The sequence below is a fragment of the Candidatus Desulfofervidus auxilii genome, from assembly GCA_030262725.1.
Classification (GTDB): domain Bacteria; phylum Desulfobacterota; class Desulfofervidia; order Desulfofervidales; family Desulfofervidaceae; genus JAJSZS01.
The window spans coordinates 46654-72243 of the sequence record JAJSZS010000012.1 but is presented as its reverse complement, the minus strand read 5'-3'; the positions used below and the strand labels follow the sequence as shown (position 1 = coordinate 72243).

Here is a 25590-nt window from a genome sequence, read left to right as displayed (position 1 = left end):
GCCCTGTCTTCACACGATGTATTTTGATAAGCCTATGAAAGACCATTCTTTAGCTCAGGCAATAGCAAGAGTAAATAGGGTGTTTAAAGACAAACCAGGTGGTCTTATTGTAGATTATATAGGAATTGCAGATAATTTGCGAAAATCTTTAAGTAAATATACTCCTGAAACTATAAAAGAAATATTAACAGATTTAAATCAAATTATAAACCTTTTAAAAGAGAAATACGATATAGTCTCTTCTATGTTTACTGGAATTGAGTATAAAAAATGGAGAGAGCTTTCCCCTGCAGAACTTTCAAAACTTACAGCCGAAGCGTATAACAGAATAAGTGGCGATGAAGAAAAAAAGAAAATTTTTATAAAAAATTTTTTGACACTTAAAAAACTTTATCTTCTAGCAAGCCCGCATCCAGAAACTTTAAAAATAAAAGATGAACTAAGATTTTTTGAAATGATAAAAAAGATGATTGTTAAGTATTCCACAGTAAAAATAAAAGGTCTATCAAGAGACTTAGAATATGAAATAAATCAGCTTATTTCAAAAAGTATTTCTGCAGAAGAGCCGGTAGATATTTTTTCTTTATTAGAAAAGGAAAAGCCTGAGATTTCTATTCTTGACGAAAATTTTTTGATTCAATTTAGAAAAATGGAATACAAAAATTATGCAGCAGATTTACTTGCCAAAATACTAAATGATGAACTAAAGGTGCGAGTAAAAAGAAATCCTTTCAGGTATCGTTCTCTTTATGAAATGTTAAAAAAGACTATAGAGAAATATAATGTAAGATTATTAACTGCAGTAGATGTTATAGAGCAGTTGATAGAAATAGCAAAGGAAATAAAGAAAAAACAAGAAGAAGGCAAAAACTTAGGATTAAGCGAAGAAGAGCTGGCATTTTATGATCTTTTATCTTCTAAAGAAAAGATTTTTGAGAATTATGAAGAAATAAAAAGAATAGCAAGAGAGGTGGTAAAAGAACTTGGTTATTACATAAAAGTAGCTGATTGGAACAGAAAGGATTATTTGAGAGCAAAAATAAAAATGGCACTAAAGAAAGCATTGATTAAAGTAATAGATGCACGAATAAATTACAAAGAAATTGATAAAATAGCTTCTGAAATACTTACGCATGCAGAGGTATTATATGCGTAAATTATATATCGCCAAAAACCTCCACTTCGCTTCATTGCTAACACACTCACAAACAGTGGCTCCTTACGCTTATCTTCCCCAAAATGTTGTCTAAAATGATCATAGGAAATTTTAACGCATTGAAACAGCAAGCTTTTTATTTCTGAGAACCTTTTAATACAACGCTGGAATTGACAGATTGTGCATTTGTGATAAATAGTAATTTAGGGCGATTAGCTCAGTGGATAGAGCGTTGGCCTCCGGAGCCAAAGGTCGCGGGTTCAAGTCCCGCATCGCCCTCCATTTTTTTGCAATTTCTCTTCTTAAATTTTGGGTTTAGCTTGACTCCCCTGTAAGAGTGTGCTACTTTTTAAAAGGAGGGATGGCCGAGTGGTTTAAGGCGGCGGTCTTGAAAACCGCTGAGGGTTTAAAAAAGCCCTCCGGGGGTTCGAATCCCTCTCCCTCCGCCATTAAAATGGTCGGAGAGATGGCCGAGTGGACGAAGGCGCTCGCCTGCTAAGCGAGCGTGGGGTTAAAAGCCCCACCGTGGGTTCGAATCCCACTCTCTCCGCCATTTTTTTATTTTGACAAAAAATAGACTCTTGCGTTTATAAAAAGTTTGTGCTAGGGTAAAGCCGACGTTAGGTTGTTAGAAGTATGAGATGAGTCTTACAAGAAATATTAAGTATTTGCGAAAGTTAGCTAAGGAAATCAGGAAAGATGTTTTGGTTATGCTTAATGAAGCTGGTTCAGGTCATACAGGTGGTTCTTTATCAGTAGTAGAATTATTAATAGCCTTATTTTTTGGCAAACTCAGACACGATCCTAAAAATCCCCAATGGAAAGAAAGGGATAGATTTGTTCTTTCTAAAGGACATGCTGCTCCTACTCTTTATGCTATTCTTGCTCATTGTGGTTATTTTCCTAGAAAAGAACTTTTTTCTTTACGAAAATTAGGCACTCGTTTACAAGGTCATCCTGATTGCAAATTTACACCAGGTATTGAAGTACCTACTGGCTCGCTTGGTCAAGGTCTTTCTATGGCTAATGGTATGGCGTTAGCAGCAAGATTAGATGGTCTATCTAGTAGAGTTTATGTGCTTTTAGGTGATGGTGAAGTGCAGGAAGGGCAGGTATGGGAAGCTGCTATGACAGCTGCCCATTATAAAATTGATAATCTTTGTGCTATTTTAGATAATAATCGCCTTCAGATAGATGGATGGGTTTCAGATGTGATGAATATTGACCCATTGACCGATAAATGGAGGGCATTTGGCTGGGCAACTATTGAAATAGATGGTCATAATTTTGAAGAAATTTTTAATGCTTTGGATGAAGCTGAAAAGATAAAAGGGAAGCCTACTATTATTATTGCCCGTACAATTAAAGGAAAGGGAGTGTCGTTTTTTGAGAATCAAGCTAAATATCATGGTGTGGCTCCTACAAAAGAGGAATTAGAAAGAGCATTAAAAGAGTTAGAAATTGCTTAAAGAGGGAAAACAATGGAAAAGGCTAGTTTACGTGAGGCTTATGGACGTACTTTAATAGAATTAGGTCGAGAAAATAAAGATATTGTAGTATTAGATGCAGACTTATCTGGCTCTACTAAGACGAAAATGTTTGCTCGAGAATTTCCAGAGCGATTTTTTAATATGGGAATTGCTGAGCAAGATATGATTGGTACTGCTGCTGGTCTTGCAGCAGCAGGTAAAATTCCCTTTGCTAGTACATTTGCTATTTTTGCTACTGGAAGGGCTTGGGAGCAAATAAGGCAATCTGTTGCCTATGCTGGTTTAAATGTTAAGATTGTTGCAAGTCATGGAGGTATTACAGTAGGTGATGATGGTGGTTCTCATCAAGCTATAGAAGATGTAGGATTAATGCGTATTTTACCTAATATGACAGTAATTGTACCTGCTGATGCTATTGAAATGGCTCAGGTTATAAGAACCATTGCCTATTCTCATGGGCCAGTATATGTACGTGGTTCTCGCATTGATTTTCCAGTAATTTATAAAGATAAAAATTATCAATTTCAAATAGGTAAAGGAGATATTTTACGTGAAGGTAATGATCTCACCATTGTTGCTATGGGTTTGATGGTCCATTTTGCTTTAGAAGCTGCCTCTATTTTGTCTTTAGAAGGAATAGAGGCTAGAGTAATAAATATGTCAAGTGTTAAACCTATTGATAAAGAACTAATCATAGATTCTGCACGAAAAACTGGTGTTATTCTTACTGTTGAAGAACATCTTACTATTGGTGGTTTAGGAAGTGCTGTCTGTGAAGTTGTAGCTGAGGATTATCCAGTACTAGTAAGAAGAATGGGAATTAAAGATCGATTTGGTATTTCTGGCAAACCTGATAAATTACTTTCCTATTTTCATCTCACCCCAAAAGATATCGCAGAAGAGGCAAAACAGGTTTTAAACGGTAAGCCACGGCTGTTGCGAGCCATTGGCTAAATGATTCGTTTTATTAATGTCTATAAAGCCTATCATTCTACTTATTATGTTTTAATTGATTTAAATTTTCATATTAAACCAGGAGACTTTGTTTTTTTAATTGGTCCTAGTGGTGCAGGAAAAACTACACTTTTAAAATTAATCTATCGTGAAGAAAAACCTACTCAAGGAGAAATTTTAGTGAGTGGTTTTAATGTTAAAGTTTTACCTAATAAGAAACTTTATTTACTACGTCGTAAAATAGGTGTTATCTTTCAAGATTTTAAACTTATTTCTTATCTTAATGTTTTTGAAAATATTGCATTAATGCTTCGGATTTTAAATTATCCTTCCCATTTTATAGAACAAAAAGTTTCTGAATTAGCACAAAGATTAGACTTAGAAGAAAAACTTGATAGTCAAGTAGAAACGCTTTCTGTTGGGGAAAAACAAAGAGTAGCAATAGCTAGAGCTCTTATTCACCATCCACCTCTTTTATTAGCTGATGAGCCAACAAGTAATCTAGATTTATTAAGGAGTGAAAAGGTGATTGAACTTTTGAAAGAAGCAAACAAAGAAGGAGCTACTGTTATTTTTGCTACTCATAATGAGTCATTAACTGAATCATTTTCTCAAGCACGAATTATGCATTTAGAAAAAGGTATTTTAAAAGAATGATTGGATATTTTTTCAAAAAAACTTGGCAAAATATACGTCATAGTTTTTGGCATAACATAATTTGTCTTGTTGCTACCACACTTTCTTTAAGCATTTTTGGTTTCTTTTTACTTTTAATTTTTAATTTGAGTATTTTTTTAAAGACATGGCAAGGAAATATTCCAATAATTGTATTTTTTAAAAATGAAAAAGCAGCTTTAGAAGCAAAGAGTCAACTTGAGAAAAGAAAAGAATTGAAAAAAGTTGAGTATGTTTCTTCAGAACAAGCTTTAAAACGGCTTGAAAAATGGCTAAAAGGAAAATTTTCTCTTCTTGAAGGGCTTAAAGAGAATCCTTTATTCCCTTCTTTAGAAATCACTTTTTCCCCTTTTTATCAAACACCATCTTTTTTAGAAAATTTCAAAAAAAATATTAAAAATTTTCCAGGAGTAAAAGAAGTGGCTTGTCCTTCTTATGTTTTTTCTCTTTTGGTGACTACTTGGAGAATTTTTAAAATATTAATTTTTTTAGCCAGTATTTTTTTAAGTATTTCAACAATTTTTATTATATCTGCACTTATTCGTTTTAATTTCCAGCAAAGAAGAGAAGAGATTGAAATAATGCGTCTCTTAGGTGCTAATGAATGGTTTATTAAATGTCCATTTTATTTGGAAGGATTAATTCAAGGTTTTTTTGCCAGTGTTATTAGTTTGTTTATTTTAAGAATAGGAATATCTTGGTATAATTTAAAAATAGCTATGTTTCAAAATGGATTTAATTTTTCTTTTTTTGATCTTCAAAGAATTTTGGGATTTATAGGATGTGGTTTTATTTTAGGTGGATTTGGCAGTTTTTTAAGTTTATACAAATCTTAATTTTTTTATTTATTTTTTCTTCTGTTATATTTGCTCATCTTGATGAAAAAAAGAATAAACTTTTGGAGATTCAAAAAAAGGTAAAAATTCTTGAAGAGAAGATAAGGTCTAAAGAAAAGAAGGAAAAAAAACTTTTAAAAGAACTCCGAAAGATAAAAAAACAGCTTAAAACACTAACAAAACAACAGAAAAAAATGAAAAATTCCATTGAAGAGATTAAAAAGGATTTAGCAACAATTAAAATAAAAAAAGAAGCATTAGAAAAAACACTTTTTACCACCAAACAATATTTATATCAAAGGCTTTTTGCTATTTATTATTGGTATTGCTTAGGTAAAGTGAATATATTACCCATCGATAATTTAAAACAGACTTATCTTACTACTAAATATCTTCAACAGATTATTTATCATGATTATAAATTATTTGAGAAGTATCAATCTTTAATGGAAAATATTCAATTACTTGAAAAACAAAAATCAGAAAAAATAAAGAAATTAGACATCCTTTTAAAACAAGTTGAAGAATCAAAAAGTCAAATATTTAAAGAAAAACAAAAGAAAAAAGCCTTACTTAAAAAAATTAAACAAGAAAAAAAGCAACAAAAGAGAAAAATAGCTGCATTAAAAACATCTGCTCAACAATTAGAAGATCTAATAAAAAGATTAAAAAAAGAAAAAATTGTTCCGCAAAAAATTAAAAAGGGCAGTTTAGATTGGCCAGTAAATGGGAAAATTGTTATACCTTTTGGTAAATATTTAGATAAAAATACTTCCACTTATTTAAATAGTAATGGAATTGAGATTCAAGTGCCTTATGGTACACCTTTTAAAGCTGTAACTTCAGGCAAAGTGGTTTTTGCTGATAAACTTCAAGGTTATGAATATGTTATTATTTTAGACCATGGTGGAGGTTATTATACTCTTTACGGTAATGCCATTTCTTTGTATAAAAAAGTGGGTGATTGGGTAAATGCAGGTGAAGTTCTTGGCAAAGTAGGAAGGGTTGGTGCAGAGGGTGTTACACTTTATTTTGAATTGAGGTATAAAGAAAAACCAATTAATCCGTTTAGATGGTTAAAACCGCCAAGTTAAAAGGAGGTATCAGATGAAGAAAATATTTTCTCTATTTTTTTGTCTTATAATTTTATTTTATATAAAAATTCCTGTCTTTTCGCAGGAAACTTATGATCAGTTGAAGATTTTTACAGAAGTTTTAGATATCATACAAAAAAGTTATGTAGAAACACCGAAGTCAAAAGAATTGATATACGGAGCTATAAAAGGAATGTTAAATGCTTTAGACCCTCATTCTTCTTTTCTCACTCCAGAAGAATTTAAAGAATTACAAATAGAGACAAAGGGTGAGTTTGGAGGAGTTGGGATAGAGATTACAATTAAAGATGGTTGGCTTACAGTTGTTTCTCCAATTGAAGATACACCTGCTTATCAAGCAGGTATTAAAGCAGGTGATCGAATTGTAAAAATAGATGGAAAACCTACAAAAAATATGACTTTAACTGAAGCAGTCAAACTTATACGTGGAGAGAAAGGAACAAAAGTAATATTAACTATTTGGAGAAAGGGCTTTAATGAACCTAAAGATTTTGAAATTATTAGAGATATTATTTCCATTAAAAGTGTGAAATTTAAAACTCTTGAAAAAGGATATGGTTATGTAAGATTGACTAGTTTTCAAGAAAATACCATTTCAGAATTGCGAGATGCCCTTTTACAATTAGAAAAAGAAAATAAACCTTTAAAAGGTATTATTCTCGATTTACGTAATAATCCTGGTGGTCTTTTAGATCAAGCAGTAAAAGTGGCAGATGAATTTTTAGAAAATGGGCTTATTGTCTATACAAAAGGTCGTTTAAAAAGTCAACAGATGGAGTTTAAAGCGCAGAAAAATCAATATCCTCATCCATATCCAATAGTGGTATTGATTAATGAAGGGACTGCTAGTGCTGCTGAGATTGTAGCTGGTGCACTTCAGGATCATAGGCGAGCTATTCTTATTGGTCGTACAAGCTTTGGTAAAGGCTCAGTACAGACAATTATCCCATTGGAAGATGGCTCAGCTTTAAGATTAACTACAGCACTTTATTACACTCCTAAAGGAAAATGCATTCAAGCTACTGGTATTATACCGGATTTGGAGTTTAATAATATAGGACCAACTAAGGAAATACCAAAGCATCATATTCTTAGAGAAAAAGACCTAGAAAGGCATTTAAAAGGTATGGAAGAAGATAAAGAAGAAAAAAAGAAAAAGCCTAAAGATTTTCTATTAGATATTGGTCTTCAGATTTTAAAGAGGTGGGATACTTTTACACAGCTCCAATATTAAATGACCAAAGCTAAAAAGAGAAGGTCAAAGACACGTAAAAAGAAAAAGAAAGAAAATTTCGAAAAATTTTTTCAATTATTAACTTTATCTTTTATTCTTATAGGAATTATTTTTGGTGGATTTGTTTTTTATAAAAAAATTTATAAGCCTTCAAAAATTCCTTCACAAACTGAGCTTGAAGAAGCAATTTTTGCCATAAATCAATTTATTTCTCATTTTTTTTTAAAACTTAAATTAGAAGAAGATCAATGGGAAGAGACAATTGTTTATAAACATTTGAAAGGAATAAAATATCCATTTATTGAAATAAAAGTAAAAAAAACAAAAGATATTTCTTGGCTATACTTAAAGGAAAATTTTATATCTTTGTGTAAACAAAAATATATTAGTTTAAGATTTAATGATTTTTCTCAAAAAAAATGTGAAATTTATATTGCCTATAAGGATATCATTACTCACCATTTAACTTTTTATTCGCCTAAAAAGAAACCATTATTAGCGATCATTGTGGATGATTTAGGCTATGATTTAACAGTTGTAAAACAATTATTAGATTTAAATTTAGACTTAAATTATTCTATCTTGCCTTTTTTACCTTATACTGAAGAAATTGCTGAATGGCTTCATTTAGTTAATGCTGAAATCCTTCTTCATTTGCCTATGGAAGCAAAAGGACATCCACATTTAAATCATCAGCCAGGCATTCTCTTACTTAATATGTCACCTTTAGCTTTAAAGACACAGCTAAAAAATGATATTAAAGCTGTTCCCTATATTAAAGGTGTAAACAACCATATGGGATCAAAATTTACTCAAGACACTAAAGCTATGTTTTTAGTTCTAAGTGAGATTAAAAAATATAGATTGTATTTTGTGGATAGCTTTACTACACCAAAATCTGTAGCTTATAAAGTAGCTAAAAAAATTGGTTTACCTACTGTAAAAGCAGACCTTTTTCTTGACAACAATCAAGACATTTTAAGTATTAAAAAACGTTTAAAACAATTAGCATATCTTGCAAAAACTCAAGGTAGTGCCTTAGGTATTTGCCATCCTTATTTAACCACTCTTCTTGTTTTAAAAGAAGAATTACCACAATTATCCAAAGATTTTGAATTTGTTACTATTTCTGATTTTCTCTTTAATCGAACAACTTTAGAAAAATAAACGATACTATAAAAAATATTTAAAGGTGTAAAATGCCTGAAGCCATTGTTACAGAACAAGAATTTTTAGTAGATAAGAAAAAAGCAAAAAGATTAGGAGATATTTTAGTTGAAAAAGGTCTTCTTACACCAGAACAATTAAAAATTGCTCTTGAAATTCAGAAAAGTACAGGTAAATTACTTGGAGAAATTCTCATAGATTTAGGTTTTGTTGATCAAACTGCTATTTCTTCTGCTTTAAGTAAAGATATTGGTGTACAGTTTTTATCCACACTTGAAAATATTATTCCTGATCCAGAGGCTTTAAATGCAGTTCCTCATGAGGTGGCTTTAGAATATAAAGTTGTTCCACTTACTTTAGAAAATAATGTTCTTACAGTAATAGTATCTGACCCTTTTGATATTATAGCTGTTGATACTTTACGTCAATTAACAGGAAAGGTTATCAATACTATTGTAGCACCTGAATCTGAGATTGCCAAGGCAATTGACCTTTGGTATGCTGAAGAAGAAGCATTTGATGCTCTTGTAAAACAAGCCTTAAATTCTGCAAGAACAGCTGAAATTGCTGCAGAAGAACCACCAATAATCAAACTTGTTAACTATATTATTGTTACTGGAATAAAAAAAAGAGCTACAGATATTCATATTGAACCAGAAAAAAATACATTAGTTATTCGTTATCGTATTGATGGTATTCTTTATGTATGGAATCTTTTACCAAAGGATTTGCAAAAAAGTATTATTTCAAGAATTAAGGTAATGGCAAATCTGGATATATCTGAAAGTCGCCTTCCTCAGGATGGGAGAGCGGATTTTTTCTTTGCTGGTAGAAATATAGATTTACGTATTTCTACATACCCAACAGCTGAAGGTGAGAATGTAGTTTTAAGAATTTTAGATAAGACTAAACTTATTACTCAAATAGATGGATTAGGCTTTTCTGAGAATCAGCTTAATATATTCAAACGCCTTTTAAGACGCCACTATGGTATGATTCTTATAACTGGCCCCACTGGTTCTGGTAAGACAACTACTTTATATGCTGCTTTGTTAAATTTAAATTCTACTGATGTAAATATTATGACAGTAGAAGACCCTATTGAATATGAGCTTCCATTTATTCGACAATCACAAATTAATCCAAAGGCTGGATTTACTTTTGCACGTGGATTAAGAGCCATACTTAGACAGGATCCAGATATAATTCTTGTAGGAGAAATCAGGGATAAGGAAACTTTGGAAGTAGCTATTCATGCTGCTCTTACAGGACATCTTATTCTTTCTACATTACATACAAATTATGCTGTGGCTGCTATTTCTCGCTTACTCTATATGGGTATTAGTCCGTATATCCTAGCTTCATCGCTTGCTGGTGTAGTTTCTCAACGTTTAGTAAGGAAGATTTGTCCATATTGCAAAAGCTCTTACCGTGCTTCTTCAAAAGAAAAAGAGATTATTAAAACTTATTTAAGCGATAAAATAGATTTAGCTGAAGAATTCATACTTTTTAAAGGTAAAGGTTGTGACCGATGTCATAATACTGGCTATCTTGGTCGCACTATTATTACTGAGATTTTTGAGGTCAATGAATCAGTTTCTGATGCAATTACTCATCAAGCACATGAAGAAGAGATTAATAAAATTTTAAAACAACAAGGTTTTATTTCTATGTTTGAAGATGGTCTTTATAAAATCCTAGATGGAATTACTACGCTTGATGAGCTTTTAAGAGTAATTTAAAATGCCAATTTTTGTTTATCAAGCAATTGATAATAATGGACAGATTTTTAAGGGTTCAGTTAATTTAGAAAATGAGCAGGCTCTTTATCAATGGTTGAAAAGTCAAGGATTAACTTTAGTTAATGTTAGAAAAAAATATTTTTCCTTTCTTTTTAAAGAAAGGATAAAACAAGAAATATTAATAGAGTTTTCAAGACAAATGTATTATATCCTTCACACAGGCATCCCCATTTTGCAAGGTTTGACAGAGCTTAAACAGATGATAAAAAACCATACATTTAAAGAAATTCTTGAAACCATTATTTTAAATATTCAAGCAGGTCAATCTCTTTCTGAAGCCCTTTCTCATTATCCTCATCTTTTTCCACCATTTTATACTGCTGTTATTAAAGCAGGAGAAGCTTCAGGTAATTTGGATAAATCCTTTTGGGAACTAACTACTTATCTTGAATGGATGAATGACTTAAAAAATAAAATTAAACAGGCATTTATTTATCCTGCTATTGTTTCAATCTTAATTTTAATTGCTCTTATAATTTTTATTACTTTTGTTATTCCCAAATTAGTTAAGTTTTTAAAAGAACTTAATATGCCACTCCCCTTACCTACAAAGTTACTTATCTTGTTTAATAACCTTATAGTTCATTATTGGTTTTTATTTTTAGGTATTATTTTAGCTTTTATAGTCTTTATTTTCATCTCTCGCTATTCAGAAAGGATGTTGTTTTTATGGGATAAATATAAATTAAAATTACCTTATTTAGGTTCTCTTTTTCTTAATCTAGCTATGGTTAGATTACTTAAATATTTGGGGATGCTTTATCGTGCTGGCATTCAGATTTATGAAACATTTGATATTGTTAAAGAAATAGTTGATAATAAATTTTTTGCTCAGAAAATAAAAAAAATTAAACAATTTTTAGCAGAAGGTGAACCTTTCTCTGAAGCTATAGCATTAGCAGGTGATTTCCCACCATTGATCATAAGAGGTGTAAAAGTAGGTGAGAGTACGGGAAAACTTGATGAAACTTTTGAAGAACTTGTGAGATGTTTTAACAATGAGTTAAATAGAGATGTAAAAAAGGTTACCTCTATTTTAGAACCAATTTTACTTATATTAGTGGCTATAATGATTCTTACAATTGTTATTGCAGTACTTTGGCCTATTTATAATATGTTAAGCAATATTAAATGAGGGAAGAATTTTTAATATATTTGGAAGGAGAAACAACATATATAACATCTGGAGGAACAATAAAAAAATATAGTTTTAATGACTTTCTTGAAAATCCACCAAAAGGTAAAGGTATTTTGTTAATAAATGATGAAAAATTTCAAATAAAAAGATTAAACTTACCAAAACATCAAAAAATTAATCTTTATCAAACCATGCTTTATGAAACTTTAGAATTAACACAAATGAAAAAGAAAGAACTTATTTTTAAATGGCGATTTTTAGGAAATGATGAAAAAGAAAGTTTTTATCTTTTATTTGTACTACCAAAACTTAATATTTTCTCATTTTGGGAAAAGTTAAAAAAACAAAAGTTTGAAATCAAGGATGTATTTTGCACATTAGATTTACTTGTCAAAATTGGTGAAAAATATAGTGAATCAGAAGGAGACTGTTTTATATTTTTTAATAATAATATTGTTTATTTTCTCGCTTTCAAAGATAAAATCTTTCTTTTTCATCGAAAAGTTGAGTTAAAAAATGTTGAGGTAGATGTTTCTTGGCAAGAACTTGTTTTAGAATTAAAAAGGTCTCTTTTTTATGCCAAACAAAAATACAAAATAATACCCGAAAAATTAAAAATACTAATGCCTCCATCATGGTTTACTCCCAAACTTTCAGAAACATTGGCAGAAGAACTTGCCATTGTCAAAACAGAAGTAATTGAATTTAAAAAATTTTCTAAAGATGTTCCATTTTTAGATATTTTTATTTCAAATCTTGATATTATTTCTTCACTTATCTCTTTCCTGCCACCTGAAGTTCTTCAAGAAAAAAAACTTAAAAAAGTATCCATTTTATCGGTATTTGTTTTATCAATATGTTTTTTAGGTATAATACAAAACTTATTTTATCATTGGTCGAATTATCAATATCAAACCAATATATATTTTGATGTATCAAGACAATTAAATAAATTAGAACAAAAGATAAAAAAACAAGGTGAAAAGCTTAATTACTTAAAGTGCTTACAAAATCAAGCAAATGAAATAAAAAATTTTTTAGAAAAACGCTCATTTGTTCAAATTTATCTTACTACTATTCCTTATATTTTACCTAAAGAAATACATTTAGAAAAACTTTCATTTATACCCGAAGAAACAGGATATGTTCTTATATTAAGTGGCAAAGTAGACACAAAAGAAATACCAAAAAGAGGCATTATTTTTCAAAGCTTTCTTGAAAACATAAAAAAAATGCCATTTTTAACAAACATTACACTTAACACAATAAAACTTTTTACTGAAGGTGAGTTTCATTTAACTGCTTATTTGAAAAAAATAAAATATGAAGATTAAAAAAATTATTCAAATTTTTTGGCCACCACTTATTATTTTTTTCTTGATAATAATAAGTATAGTTTTAGACTTTTATTTAAAAAATCAAAATGACAATTTAAAAAAACTTACTCAAGCAAAAATAAAGACATTAAAAGAGAAAAATGAATTACTTTTTACTTTAGAAAATTTAGAAATTTTAGCACCTAATTATGAAAAATATGTCAATAATGTTGCAATTTTCAAAAATAACATAGAAACAGAAGCCTTTCTTCGGGACTATTTTGATAAACTTATTTATTCCTATGGTGGTAAATTACTTAAATGTGAAGTTATTTTACCCAAATCGCCATCTTCGGTATCAATAGCTCAAATTTTCTTTTTAAGTGAATTTAATAATTATATGCAAGTTATAAAACTTCTAAAAAATTTAGAAGATTTTCCTCCTGTCTTTGTGATTAAAAAAGTCGAAATAAAAAAAAGAGAGAAAAAAATTGATTTAGGAGTCAATTGTGAATTTGCTTATCGTTTGTAAATACATAATAATTATTTCTCTTTGTTTTTTTGCTATAGCAAATATCTTTGCTTTTGAATCAATTTCATTAAAAGAAGTTCAAACATATTTAGAGAAAATAAAAAAACATTCTTATAAAGAGCCATTTCTTTCTTGGCAAGAAAGGGAGTGGGTTTCATTTTTAAGAAATTTGAATAAGTTACCAAAACTTCAAGGTATTATTATAACAGACAAAAATAAAAAAGCCATTTTTGATGGAAAAAGTATAAAAGAGGGTGAAACAATATATGGATTCAAAATTATAAAAATTAAAAAAAAGTGTATTTTACTGCGTAAAGGCAAAAAAATATATAAAGTTTCGTTAAAATGAGGATTTTATTCATAATTAATTGTTTAATAACTTTTTTAGCCTGTAGTGAAACAGCTATAAGATTGGAAAGACCTCTAATCAGAGTAGAGACTCAAAAACACATACCTAAAAAAAATCCTATAAATCAACAAATTGTTAATCCACCTCCCCCACTTATATTACCTAAAAAACCAAAAGATTATCCAGACTTTAATAAACCTATAAGTATTTCAGTAAAGGATATGAGTTTAAAACAACTTCTTATATCTATAGCTAAACAGATAGAAATCAATTTAGTGATAGATGAAGAAGTGGTTGATGAAAAAGTCAATGTAAATCTTAAAGATGTTCCTTTTATCGAGGCACTTCAAGCTATTCTTAATGCTCATGACCTTTATTTCAAAGTTTATCCTGGCTACTTACGTATCTCTCGTATGTTAACCAAAATCTTTCATATTGATTATGTAGTAAGTATAAGAGGAGGTCAGACAAATACAGAAGTATCTTTAAGTTCTGGTAATGAAGGTGGGACTACACAAACAGTTACAGGAACGGCTTCTAGTGTAGGTGATATTTCTGTAAGCAGCAGTGAGGTAATAAACTTTTGGGAAAATTTTGAAAAAGGTCTTAAAGAAATTTTAAAGGATCCTTTTTATAATCTTTTACAATCAGAATATAATCGTAAACTTTTACAGCAACAACTTGCTCTTTTACCCTATCAAGAAGAGTATCAAAGAAAAATGCAGAAACAACAATTAGAATTGCTTTCTTTACAACAACGTATTTGGAAAAAACAACTAGAACTTGGGGAAATTCCGCAAATTCCACAGTCTTTATCAACAGAAACAGAGGTGACTACTCAAGCAGAAACAGCTGTAACATCAACTACAACAACTGAGATAGAACAATTGTTAGGCAATTATGTTATTGATCGTCAAACAGGCACAGTAATAGTAACAACTACTCCTCAGAATATGAAAAAAGTAGAAAAATTTATTGCCAAAGTAAAAGAGGAAATTTCCAGACAAGTGCTTATAGATGTTCAAATATTTGAAGTCAGCTTAGATGAGACACAAAAAACAGGTATAGATTGGGGACGTTTTCCTGGAATGCTTGAAATTTATCAAATGCCTAAATTGCGTAATGTTATTAATGCTCAAATAGAACAACAAGCCGAAGAAAGTGGTGGTGCAGGAGGTATGGGAGCAATGGGGATGGGGGGTGTTTATTCTCCTTTAATGACATCTCCATTTCCAGCTGCTCCAGGGGCTGGTTTACAAGTAGGTATTCTTAAAACACCTACTTCCTCCTTTGCTTTACAATGGACAAATGAAGCTTTAATTTCCTTTCTTAAAACGCAAGGCGAAGTTAAAGCTATTTCAAGACCCCAATTACTTACTATGAATAATCAACCAGCAATTGTTTCAGTTGGAATAAACGATTTTTACGTAACTTATGAACAAGCTACTACTGCTGCTCAAGCTGGCATAGCTACAACAACAGTAACAAGTCGTGTAAATCCTCTTTTTATAGGTGTAACTTTAAATATAACCCCTCAAATCAGTCCAAAAGGGGAGATTATTTTAAAGATTGTTCCAGCTATAAATAAAAAAGTAGGAGAAAAGACTGTACCAACAGGCATTCCCTCAGCTCCTACACAAACTATTCCTATTATAGAGACCCGTCAAACAAGTACTATTGTGCGAGCAAAAAATGGTCAATCTATTATTATTTCTGGTCTTATTTTTGAAAATAAAAATAAAATTGTGAAAAAAGTGCCTGGTCTATCTAGTGTGCCTATTTTAGGACATATTTTTAAATATAATACTGAAGAAATGCAAAGGTCTGAATTAGTAATTGTTCTCACTCCATATTTGCAAATAAATAAAATAAAAAAATTGGGTTATAAACATATTGAAAATTAAAAATGTATGAAGCATTTTATGGATTAAAAGAAAATCCTTTTAAACTTTCTCCAGATATAGAATATTTCTTTGTTACTCCTAAAATAAAAAGTCTTCTTGATTTGTTACATTATGGTTTAAAACAAAATATGGGATTTATGATGATTACAGGCGAAGTAGGAGTAGGAAAGACATCATTTTTACGTTACTTTTTAAATCAATTAAATCACAATGTAGAAAGAGCTTATCTTTTTAATCCAACTTTTCGTTCTTCTGAAGATTTATTAAGTTTTTTTCTATTGGATTTAAAGGTAATTGATAAAATAGATCCCTTTGCAAGCAAATCTATTTTATTACAAAAAATGTATAATTATCTTTTATCTCAATATGAAAAAGGGAAAAAAGTACTTTTTATCATCGATGATGCTCAAGCAGCCCCTGATTTTATTTTAGAAGAGCTACGTTTAATCTCCAATTTTGAAACAAATAAAGATAAATTAATACAAATTCTACTTGTTGGACAACCAGAATTAAGACAAAAAATAAAAAGTCCTTCTTTACGTCAATTAGCTCAACGTATTGCTATTAAAGCAAAAATGGAGCCATTAAACCGAGAAGAAACAGCAGATTATATAAGTTATAGGCTACTTAAAGCAGGGCAAACTAATCTTTTTGATAAAAAAGCGATAAAACTTATTCATAAAGCAAGCAAAGGATTGCCAAGATTAATAAATCTCATTTCAGAAAGGGCGTTGATTGCTGGTTATGTTTATACTAAACCAAAGATTGGGAAAAAAGAAGTGAAAATGGCTTTAAAAGATTTAGAAATATGAGTTTGATTGAAGAAGCCTTAAATAAAGCAAAAAAAGAAGTTTCAGAACAAAAAGAAATAAAAATATTTTTAAAAGAAAAAAAGAGATTTCCAATTTTTTATATAGGAATAACTATATTCTTATGTATTATAATTTTCACAACATGGGGATGGAAAAAGTTTAGGACAGAAAAGATATCAAAACCTATTTTAATAAAAACAATAGAAAAATCAGAGATTAAACTACCTAATAGAAAATTACAAATTGTAAAACCAACCTCTGCTCCTCAATCAAATGTTTATCCTAAAAAAATTAAAAAAAATGTATCAAAAAGGCAAAATCGAAAAATTAAGAAAAAAATTTCTTTAAAACAAAAACAATCAATAAATTTAAATGCCCTTTTAAAACAAGCTTATTATCAAATGGAGTTGGGTCATTTAGATAAAGCTTTAAAAATATACAATAAAATTTTAAATATTAATCCTGCTCATCCTGAAGCCCTTATCAATAGGGGTATTATTTGGCAAATGTTTGGTAATTTTGAAAAAGCTCAAAAAGATTTACTTCTTGCTTATCAATATGTTCCAAAGGATAAAACCTTACTTAATGCATTGGGAGTAAATTACCTAAAACAAAAAAAATTTGAGGAAGCAAAAAAATATTTTTTAGAGGCAAATGATGTGATGGCTATGATTAATTTAGCAGTAATTGCTTGGAAGACAGGAGAATTAAATAAAGTAAATTATTATTTTCAAAAAGCACTTGCTTTAGATCCAACCAATCCTTATGTTTATTATTACTTAGGTATATTTTATCAACAACAAGGAATGGAAAGAAAAGCAGAACAAAATTTTAATATTTCTAAAAAATTAGCTCTAGAAAAAGGTGAATTTTCTCTTTTAAAATCCCTTCAAGAAAGAAATTAATGAAAAAGATCTCAATAATTGGTGGTGGATTAGCAGGAGTAGAAGCGGCTTGGCAAATTGCAAAAAGAGGCGAATATGTTGTTTTATATGAAATGCGACCAAAACGTTTTACTCCCGCACATAAAACATCTTATTTAGCAGAACTTGTATGTAGCAATTCTTTACGCTCAAAGGAAATTACAACTGCAGTTGGACTTTTAAAAGAAGAAATGCGTTGTTTAGGCTCTATTGTTATAGAAGCAGCTTTAATTTCATCCATACCAGCAGGTAAGGCTCTGGCTGTGGATAGAGAATTATTTTCCCATTATATTACAAAAAAAATAGAAGAACATCCTTTAATTGAAATTCGACGTGAGGAAGTGACAGAGATACCTAATGAAGGTATTGTTATTATAGCTACAGGCCCTTTAACTTCAGATGCTTTAAGTGAAAGTCTTTCTCGCCTTACTGGGAAATCACATCTTCATTTTTATGATGCTATTGCTCCTATTGTTTATGCTGAGACAATTAATTTAAATATTGCTTTTCGTGCTTCCCGTTATGGTATAGGTGAAGACTATATAAATTGTCCATTAAATGAAAAAGAATATAACCGTTTTTATGAGGCTCTTTTAAAAGCAGAGCGTGTTCCTTTACATCCTTTTGAAAAACCTCGTTTTTTTGAAGGTTGCTTACCTATAGAGGTTATGGCTGAAAGGGGAAAAGATACTTTAAGATTTGGCCCAATGAAACCAGTAGGGTTGAAAGATCCAAGAACAGGAAAAACTCCTTATGCCGTGGTACAACTGCGTCAAGATAATAAAGAAGGGACTTTATATAATATGGTGGGATTTCAGACAAAGCTAAAGTGGTCTGAACAAAGACGCGTTTTTCGTCTTATACCAGGTTTAGAAAAAGCAGAATTTGCCCGTTATGGTAGTGTCCATCGCAATACATTTATTGATGCTCCAAGATTATTAGATGAATTTTTGCGTCTTAAAAAAGCACCAAATATCTTTATTGCCGGTCAATTGAGTGGTGTGGAAGGCTATGTAGAATCAGCTGCTACTGGCATCTTAGCTGGGATAAATGCTTATCGTTTATTAAAAAACAAACCTCTTATTGCTCCGCCTCCAACTACTGCTTTTGGTGCTTTAATTAACCATTTAACAAATATAGTGACAAAGGACTTCCAGCCTTCAAATATAAATTGGGGTCTTTTTGCTCCTTTAAAGCAAAAAATGTCTAAAAAAGAAAGAATAAAAACTTATGTAGAACGTGCTATAAAGGATTTAGAAAAGTGGAAAGAAAAAATTTTTAATCTTTAGTTTTTTCTGTTTGTACATTTTGGCTTATTGGTGGTTTTTCTATAGGACTTATTTGTTTTTTTGCTGCTAAATAACTGAGGGAAAGAGAAGTAATAAAGAAAAGAATTGCTAAAATAGTAGTTACTTTATTGAGAAAATCCATTGAACCACCAGGCCCAAATAAAGTTTGGCTAACTCCACCAAATGTTACTCCCATCTCTGCTCCACGTCCCCGTTGAAGTAGAATAATAAAAATTAAGCTTAAACAAATTAAAATATGTAAAATTATCAAAACTGTAAACATTTTATCTTACCCCATAACACATAATTTTAATAAAACTATCTGCTATTAAACTAGCCCCACCTACTAAAACACCATCAATGTCATCTTCTGCCATAAGTGCTTTTATATTTTCAGGTTTTACACTTCCACCATAAAGAATACGTATATTATTTGCATTTTCTCCCCATTTTTCTGCTATTAATTGACGCAAATAGGCATGTACTTCTTGAGCTTGAGCAGGTAGTGCTGTTTTACCAGTACCAATAGCCCAAACAGGTTCATAAGCAATTACTAAAGTATCAATTTTTTCTATATCTGTTAAAGCTTTAAATAATTGTCTTTTAACTACAGAAAAAGTTTCTCCTTTTTCTCTTTCTTCCAACCTTTCACCTATACATAAAATAGGTTTTAAACCATAGGTAAAAGCTGCTTTTACCTTTTTTGCTACTATTTCATCTGTTTCTCCAAAATATTGTCTTCTTTCAGAATGACCAATAATAACATACTCACAACCAATATCTTTTAACATTGTTGGAGAAACCTCTCCAGTATATGCTCCTTCTTTTTCCCAAAAGACATCCTGTGCTGCTAATTTTAAATGGCTTTCTTTTAAAAATTCAGCTAATGGATAAAGAGCAGTAAAAGAAGGAGCAACAGCTACTTCAGTTTCATCTGGATTAGGCAAATATGGTAAAACAGCCTTTGCCCATGTTAAAGCTTCAGAAACTGTTTTATACATTTTCCAGTTACCAGCAATTAAAGGAGTCCTATTCACTTTTTACCTTCCTTGCACATTCTTCCAAAGCAGCTATACCTGGTAATACTTTTCCTTCTAACAATTCCAAAAAAGCCCCTCCACCAGTAGAAATATATGAAAATTTGTCCCATGCACCTGCTTTATGAATTGCTACATCTGTATCTCCACCGCCTACGATTGTCAAGGCATAAGTATTAGTAATGTGATGTATCATAGCCATTGTACCCCTACTAAAAGCATCCATTTCAAATGCTCCTAAAGGGCCATTCCAAATAATAGTTTTGGCATTTTGTAATGCTTCTCCAAAAAGGGTAGTAGTAGCAGGGCCAATATCTAAAATATACCACTTTTTAGGAACTTCTTGGATAGTTGTAATCTTTGTTTCTGCATTAGGTTCAATAGCTTCAGCTACAACACAATCTACTGGCAGATAAAGTTTTATACCATTTAATTTTGCTGTTTTTACTAATCTTTTTGCTACATCAAACAAATCTTCTTCAACAAAAGAATTGCCTACTTCATAGCCTAATGCCCTTAAAAATGTATTAGCCATAGCCCCACCAATGATTAATTTATCTACTTTTTTTAATAGATTTTCTAAAGCTTCAAGCTTACTAGAAACTTTACTTCCACCAATTACTGCCACTAAAGGTCTAGCAGGGTCTTCCATTGCCCGGTAAAAATAAGTCAATTCATCTTTCATAAGAAATCCAGCCGCACACAACTCTGTATATTTAGTTATCCCTACTACAGAAGCATGAGCTCGGTGAGCAACTGCAAATGCATCATTAATATAAATATCAGCTAAACTAGCTAATTCTTTAGCAAACTCTGGATCATTTTCTGTTTCACCAGGATGAAATCTTAAATTTTCTAAAAAAATTACATCCCCTGGTTTCATAGCTTCCACCATCTTTTTTACATCTTCTCCCACACAATCAGGTGCAAGTTTTACTTCTTTATGCAAAAGTCGGCTTAATCTTTTTGCTACCGGAGCAAGACTCATTTCTGGTATCCTTTTCCCTTTCGGACGTCCAAGATGAGAGGCAAGGATTATCATAGCATGTTCATCAAGTGCATAATTAATCGTAGGCAAAATTCTTCTAATACGAGTATCATCCGTAATATTTAAATTATTATCTAAAGGGACATTACAATCCACACGGATAAATAAACGCTTTTCTTTAATATCTATTTCATTAATATAAAGCATAATTCACCTCCCTTTACATCCTTTCTGCGATATAAAGAGCTAAATCCATCATACGATGAGCAAATCCTGCTTCATTATCATACCAAGCAAATACTTTTACAAAATTTTCATCAATCACGTTAGTTAATTTACCATCTACAATGGCAGAATGAGGATCGCCAATATAGTCTGCAGAAACAAGAGGTTCTTCTGTATAAGCTAAAATACCCTTCAATTTTCCTTCTGCTGCTTCTTTAAAAGCTTCATTAACTTCTTCTATTGTTGTATCTTTTTTTACTTTTACAACTAAATCAATGATAGAAACATCTGGTGTAGGAACACGAATAGAAACACCATCTAATTTACCTTCTAATTCTGGAATAACCTTTCCTACAGCAATGGCTGCACCAGTAGTGGTTGGTACCATAGACATAGCAGCTGCCCTTGCTCTACGAAAATCCTTTTTATGAGAACCATCTAACAATCTTTGATCCATTGTATAAGAATGAACAGTTGTCATAAATCCTTTTTTAACTTTAAATGCTTCATGTAATACTTTTACTACTGGTGCTAAGCAATTTGTTGTACAGGAGGCATTAGAAATAATATGATGATTTTTTGGATCATAAACTTCTTCATTTACTCCCATAACAATAGTAGCATCTACTCCCTTTCCAGGAGCGCTAATAATCACTTTTTTTGCTCCTGCTTCAAGATGTTTTAAACAACTTTCTTTATCACGAAATTTTCCTGTTGTTTCCATAACAATATCTACACCTAATTCTCCCCAAGGAATTTTAGATAAATCATCTGTCACTCGTGTCATTTTGATCTTTTTTCCATCAACAATTAAATTATCTCCATTAATTTCTATAATACCTGGGAATTTACCATGAACTGAATCATATTTAAGCAAATGTGCATACATTTCTATACTAGCCCTTGCATTAATAGCCACAACTTCTACATCAAGATTTCTATCATGTATTACACGAAGCAAATAACGACCAATACGTCCAAATCCATTAATACCTATTTTAAGCATAACACGCCTCCTTTAAGATTTTTAAAGGATAAAGCCATAATAATAGCATCTTCACCTGTGTCAAAATAATAATGTTTACGTTTCCCTATTTTCTTAAAACCAAATTTTTTATAAAAAGATATTGCTTTAAGGTTTGATGAACGTACTTCAAGTCTTATCCATTCTACTTCATTTTTCTCTGCAAATTCCAAAGTTCTTTTTAATAAAAGGCTGCCAATTCCCTTTCCTTGTAACTCTGGTTTAACAGCAAGATTTAAAATATGCATTTCACCCCAAATTATCCAAAAACAGATAAAACCACCTATTTCCTGTGTGTTTGTATTCTTTGCTATCCAAAGATAACTGTAGTCATGCTTTAATTCTTCATAAAAAGCTTCTTTGCTCCAAGGTGTAAAAAAACAAGCCTTTTCAATTTCATAAATAGTATCAATATCTTCTTTAGTAGCTGATACTACATCCCACATTACTGATTTAATTCTTCAGTAGCATGAATAATAGAACTAATAGCTTTTTGTTTAACAAAAGCAGCAAGAGTTTTTAGATCACTGTCTTGTTTGTTAATAGCACTTAAAAGCATAGGCAAGTTAACTCCAGTAATAACTTCCCTTTTCCCAGGTTCAAGAAAGGAAAAACTTAAATTTGAAGGAGTACCTCCAAACATATCTGTTAAGATTAATACACCATCACCTTCATCTACAGCTTCAATTGCTTTTGCAATAGTTGTTCTTAAATCTTCTATTCCTTCATCTTGAACACTAACAGCTTTTACTCTTCTTAAATTACCACTGATAAAACGAGCAGCCTCTATCAAAGCTTTACCTAAATTGCAATGAGTTACAAGTACAATACCAACCATTATTGTGCCTCAATATCTCTATGAATTAAAGAAAAGCGATAATCCTTTTTTGAAAAACTATTTTTAAGCATTTCTAATAATTTTTCAGCTACAAATACTGAACGGTGTCTTCCTCCTGTACAACCAATAGCAATATTTAAATAATGTTTACCTTCATATTGGTAAAAAGGCAAGAGAAACTTGAGCATATCCAATAACTTTTCCATAAATTTTTTCAAAAGCATATCATTTTTAAAAAAATTTTTTATAGCTTCACTTCTTCCATTAAGAGGTCTTAATTCTGGGACAAAATGAGGATTTGGTAAAAAACGTACATCAAATACAAGATCTGCTTCTGATGGAATTCCAAATTTAAAACCAAAGGAGATTATTTGTACCTGCATTTGACGTGAAATGGCTTTTGCATATCTAGCTTCTATCCATCTTTTTAAATCATGGACACTGAAAAAAGAGGTATCAACTACTTGAGTAGCCATCTGTCTAATAGAATTTAAGTATTTTCTTTCTTCTCCAATACTTTCTGCTAACGTTTTACCTTCCTGAGCAAGTGGGTGTTTTCTTCTAGTCTCTTTAAATCTTCGTAACAAAACATCATCCTGAGCATCAAAAAATAAAATCTCTGGTTTATAACCAATTTGTATTAACTTTTGTAGTACTTGATTACCTTCTTCCCTAAATTCTCTTTCTCTAACATCCATTACTAATGCAATTCTTTCTACTCGACTCTTTTGTGCTAATTCCAAAAATTTAGGTAAAAGAGGGGGAGGAAGATTATCTACACAAAAAAAACCTAAATCTTCAAAGGTCTTTAAAGCTGTGCTTTTTCCTCCTCCAGAAGTACCAGTAATAATGACCAATTTTAAAGGGAAAAAAGATTCAGACATTTGCTTCAATTAATTCATAAGTACCATCCTTCTGTCGATAAAGTACATTGACATTTCTGGTTTCAGCATTGAGAAAAACAATTAAATCTTCACCTGATAATTCTAACTGTTTTAACGCTTCTTCTATATCCATTGGCTTAGACTGAAAACGATTACTTTTTATTATTTTAGGCGTTTCTACTTCTTCTGTTGGTTTAGACACTCTAATTTCACCTTTTCTATACTTTATTTTCCTTTTTTCAATTTGCCTTTCAATTTTATCCACAACGGTGTCAATAGCTGCATAAGTATCTTCTGCCTCCTCACGCCCATAGAGTTGTTCACCATCAGCCCATACATTTAATTCAGCAATATGACGAAATTTTTCAATTGAAAGAACAAGATTGGCTTCAAGATTTTCTGTATTTAAAAAACGTTTTAGACGTCCTATTTTCTTTTCAGCATAATTTTTAATACCTTCTGAAGGTTTAATATTTCGAAAAGTTACTGAAATTTGCATTTTTTCCTCCATTTATAGAAGCCTTTTTCTCTGATGAGATGGCAAAATTCCCATAGCTTCACGATATTTAGCAACTGTGCGTCGCGCAATATTTATGCCTTGTTCTTTTAAAATAGCTGCAATACGCTCATCACTATAAGGTTTATTTGGATCTTCTAAGGCAATAATTTCTCTAATTTTGGCTTTAATGCTTTCAGTAGCCAATGCACCTGTATCAGCATTGATCCCTGAATTAAAAAAGAATTTTAGTTCAAATAAACCATGAGGAGTTTGAGCATATTTATTTGCTGTTACACGACTAACTGTAGATTCATGTACACCTACATCCTCAGCTACATCTCTTAATACTAATGGTCGCAAATATTCAATGCCTTTTTCTAAAAATTCTCGTTGAAATTTAAAAATGCTACATGCTACTTTATATAAAGTTCTTTCTCGCTGATGTAAACTTTTAAGTAACCAAGCTGCAGACCTTAATTTAGTTTGAATAAAATCTTTTACTTTTTCTGATAAATTATTCTGTTCTAAAAGTTGCTTATAGTATCCATTTATTCGTAAACGTGGAAATCCTTCATCATTTAATACCACAATATAATCATCTTCTACTTTAAATACATAAAGATCTGGTACAATATAAATAGGAGTTTCACTACTATATTGTCTACCTGGTTTAGGCTCAAGTTGTAAAATAATTTCTACGGCTTCTTTTACCTTTTCTAAAGGTAGTTTTAAGGCAGAAGAAATACCTTTTAAATCTTTCTTTTCAAGAAAATGCAAATAATTATTAATGATTAATTCTACTAATGGATTATTAATGCCATAATGTTTTACTTGGATTAATAAACACTCTTTTAAATCACGTGCTGCTACTCCTATTGGATCAAATTCCTGAACCTTTTTTAACACTGCTTCTACTTGAGCTATAGTAACTTCGGCTTGTAAAGCGATTTCTTCTAAAGGAACTGTTAAATAGCCATTTTCATTTAAGTTTCCAATAATAAAGCGAGCAATATGTCTTTCTTTTTTTGAAAGAGAGGAAAGTTGTAATTGCCAAAGAAGATGTTGGGTAAGAGAGGGACTTTTTGTGACAAAATTTTCCCAATTTATTTCTTCTTTTTCTTCTCTTTCCCACCAATTTATTTCTCTCTGTCCATCTTGATCATATTGTTCCCAAATAAATTTAAGAAGTTCTTTAATTTCTTGTTCTTTTTCTGATATTTTTTTTGTCTGTTCTACAATTTCAAATTCTTCTTCCAAAACAGGATTTGTTTCCATTTCATGCTTTATTACATTTAACAACTCAATACGAGAAAGTTGAAGCAATTTAATTGCCTGTTGTAATTGAGGAGTCATCACTAGTTGCTGTGTTATGCGCATTTCCTGTTTTAGTTCCATTGGATCCT

At 30.8% G+C, this 25590-nt stretch carries 26 protein-coding genes and 3 tRNA genes; 20 read left to right on the top strand and 9 right to left on the bottom strand.

From position 1 onward, the window contains the following. The 20 genes from LWW95_07785 to trmFO all read left to right on the top strand — a co-directional run. Positions 1-1156 (top strand): DUF3387 domain-containing protein (locus LWW95_07785; protein MDL1956928.1); only part of this gene is annotated, 1156 nt, incomplete at its 5' end. A 206-nt stretch (positions 1157-1362) separates the two neighbouring features. Next, positions 1363-1438: transfer RNA gene (locus LWW95_07780), tRNA-Arg, on the top strand. A gap of 73 nt (positions 1439-1511) precedes the next feature. Then, positions 1512-1605: transfer RNA gene (locus tag LWW95_07775), tRNA-Ser, on the top strand. A gap of 11 nt (positions 1606-1616) precedes the next feature. Beyond that, positions 1617-1709, top strand: a tRNA-Ser gene (locus tag LWW95_07770). An 88-nt stretch (positions 1710-1797) separates the two neighbouring features. Next, positions 1798-2625 (top strand): transketolase, encoded by an 828-nt coding sequence (locus LWW95_07765; protein MDL1956927.1) that lies wholly within the window; start codon positions 1798-1800, stop codon positions 2623-2625. 12 nt (positions 2626-2637) lie between these two features. Further along, positions 2638-3600 carry a transketolase family protein gene (locus LWW95_07760; protein ID MDL1956926.1) on the top strand — a complete coding sequence of 321 codons (963 nt, stop codon included), beginning with the start codon at positions 2638-2640 and terminating at the stop codon, positions 3598-3600. Next, positions 3601-4257: a cell division ATP-binding protein FtsE gene (gene ftsE / locus LWW95_07755; protein ID MDL1956925.1), complete on the top strand. Its 657-nt coding sequence runs from the start codon at positions 3601-3603 to the stop codon at positions 4255-4257. After that, positions 4254-5111 carry a permease-like cell division protein FtsX gene (locus tag LWW95_07750; GenBank protein ID MDL1956924.1) on the top strand — a complete coding sequence of 286 codons (858 nt, stop codon included), beginning with the start codon at positions 4254-4256 and terminating at the stop codon, positions 5109-5111. The genes ftsE and LWW95_07750 overlap by 4 nt, the downstream gene beginning before the upstream one ends. A 62-nt stretch (positions 5112-5173) precedes the next feature. Further along, a complete protein-coding gene (locus tag LWW95_07745) occupies positions 5174-6205 on the top strand; it encodes a peptidoglycan DD-metalloendopeptidase family protein (protein MDL1956923.1) in 1032 nt (343 codons plus the stop codon). Positions 6206-6218: 13 nt separating this feature from the next. After that, positions 6219-7460, top strand: a complete 1242-nt coding sequence (locus tag LWW95_07740) for a S41 family peptidase (GenBank protein ID MDL1956922.1) — start codon at positions 6219-6221, stop codon at positions 7458-7460. Further along, the gene (locus tag LWW95_07735; protein ID MDL1956921.1) at positions 7461-8627 is read left to right on the top strand and encodes a divergent polysaccharide deacetylase family protein; all 1167 of its coding nucleotides are present in this window, start codon (positions 7461-7463) and stop codon (positions 8625-8627) included. Positions 8628-8659: 32 nt separating this feature from the next. Further along, positions 8660-10369, top strand: coding sequence for a Flp pilus assembly complex ATPase component TadA (gene tadA / locus LWW95_07730; protein MDL1956920.1), 1710 nt, complete (start codon positions 8660-8662; stop codon positions 10367-10369). Between the two features lies 1 nt (position 10370). Then, positions 10371-11564 (top strand): type II secretion system F family protein, encoded by a 1194-nt coding sequence (locus tag LWW95_07725; GenBank protein ID MDL1956919.1) that lies wholly within the window; start codon positions 10371-10373, stop codon positions 11562-11564. Next, positions 11561-12901: a hypothetical protein gene (locus LWW95_07720; GenBank protein MDL1956918.1), complete on the top strand. Its 1341-nt coding sequence runs from the start codon at positions 11561-11563 to the stop codon at positions 12899-12901. Before LWW95_07725 ends, LWW95_07720 begins: the two co-directional genes overlap by 4 nt. Continuing rightward, the gene (locus LWW95_07715; GenBank protein ID MDL1956917.1) at positions 12891-13415 is read left to right on the top strand and encodes a hypothetical protein; all 525 of its coding nucleotides are present in this window, start codon (positions 12891-12893) and stop codon (positions 13413-13415) included. The genes LWW95_07720 and LWW95_07715 overlap by 11 nt, the downstream gene beginning before the upstream one ends. After that, positions 13393-13764 carry a hypothetical protein gene (locus LWW95_07710; GenBank protein MDL1956916.1) on the top strand — a complete coding sequence of 124 codons (372 nt, stop codon included), beginning with the start codon at positions 13393-13395 and terminating at the stop codon, positions 13762-13764. The genes LWW95_07715 and LWW95_07710 overlap by 23 nt, the downstream gene beginning before the upstream one ends. Next, entirely contained in the window at positions 13761-15668 is a 1908-nt protein-coding gene (locus LWW95_07705; GenBank protein MDL1956915.1) for a hypothetical protein, read from the top strand. The genes LWW95_07710 and LWW95_07705 overlap by 4 nt, the downstream gene beginning before the upstream one ends. 2 nt (positions 15669-15670) lie before the next feature. Continuing rightward, positions 15671-16480: an AAA family ATPase gene (locus tag LWW95_07700; GenBank protein MDL1956914.1), complete on the top strand. Its 810-nt coding sequence runs from the start codon at positions 15671-15673 to the stop codon at positions 16478-16480. After that, a complete protein-coding gene (locus LWW95_07695) occupies positions 16477-17385 on the top strand; it encodes a tetratricopeptide repeat protein (protein ID MDL1956913.1) in 909 nt (302 codons plus the stop codon). Before LWW95_07700 ends, LWW95_07695 begins: the two co-directional genes overlap by 4 nt. Next, positions 17385-18692, top strand: a complete 1308-nt coding sequence (gene trmFO / locus LWW95_07690; GenBank protein ID MDL1956912.1) for a methylenetetrahydrofolate--tRNA-(uracil(54)-C(5))-methyltransferase (FADH(2)-oxidizing) TrmFO — start codon at positions 17385-17387, stop codon at positions 18690-18692. Before LWW95_07695 ends, trmFO begins: the two co-directional genes overlap by 1 nt. On the opposite strand, the gene secG is transcribed toward trmFO, so the two are convergent. The 9 genes from secG to rpoN are packed head-to-tail and all read right to left on the bottom strand — an operon-like array spanning position 18682 to position 25582. Next, positions 18682-18975: a preprotein translocase subunit SecG gene (gene secG / locus LWW95_07685; protein MDL1956911.1), complete on the bottom strand. Its 294-nt coding sequence runs from the start codon at positions 18973-18975 to the stop codon at positions 18682-18684. The genes trmFO and secG overlap by 11 nt on opposite strands. A gap of 1 nt (position 18976) precedes the next feature. Continuing rightward, a complete protein-coding gene (tpiA, locus tag LWW95_07680; GenBank protein MDL1956910.1) occupies positions 18977-19693 on the bottom strand; it encodes a triose-phosphate isomerase in 717 nt (238 codons plus the stop codon). A 28-nt stretch (positions 19694-19721) separates the two neighbouring features. Then, entirely contained in the window at positions 19722-20924 is a 1203-nt protein-coding gene (locus tag LWW95_07675; GenBank protein ID MDL1956909.1) for a phosphoglycerate kinase, read from the bottom strand. A gap of 13 nt (positions 20925-20937) precedes the next feature. Next, entirely contained in the window at positions 20938-21948 is a 1011-nt protein-coding gene (gap, locus tag LWW95_07670; GenBank protein ID MDL1956908.1) for a type I glyceraldehyde-3-phosphate dehydrogenase, read from the bottom strand. Then, positions 21936-22412, bottom strand: coding sequence for a ribosomal protein S18-alanine N-acetyltransferase (rimI, locus tag LWW95_07665; protein MDL1956907.1), 477 nt, complete (start codon positions 22410-22412; stop codon positions 21936-21938). Before rimI ends, gap begins: the two co-directional genes overlap by 13 nt. Beyond that, positions 22412-22804 (bottom strand): PTS sugar transporter, encoded by a 393-nt coding sequence (locus LWW95_07660; GenBank protein ID MDL1956906.1) that lies wholly within the window; start codon positions 22802-22804, stop codon positions 22412-22414. Before LWW95_07660 ends, rimI begins: the two co-directional genes overlap by 1 nt. Next, the gene (gene rapZ, locus LWW95_07655) at positions 22804-23688 is read right to left on the bottom strand and encodes an RNase adapter RapZ (protein MDL1956905.1); all 885 of its coding nucleotides are present in this window, start codon (positions 23686-23688) and stop codon (positions 22804-22806) included. The genes LWW95_07660 and rapZ overlap by 1 nt, the downstream gene beginning before the upstream one ends. Further along, entirely contained in the window at positions 23681-24187 is a 507-nt protein-coding gene (gene raiA / locus LWW95_07650) for a ribosome-associated translation inhibitor RaiA (protein MDL1956904.1), read from the bottom strand. The genes rapZ and raiA overlap by 8 nt, the downstream gene beginning before the upstream one ends. Before the next feature lie 12 nt (positions 24188-24199). Next, positions 24200-25582 (bottom strand): RNA polymerase factor sigma-54, encoded by a 1383-nt coding sequence (rpoN, locus tag LWW95_07645; protein ID MDL1956903.1) that lies wholly within the window; start codon positions 25580-25582, stop codon positions 24200-24202. Between the last annotated feature and the right edge of the window lie 8 nt (positions 25583-25590).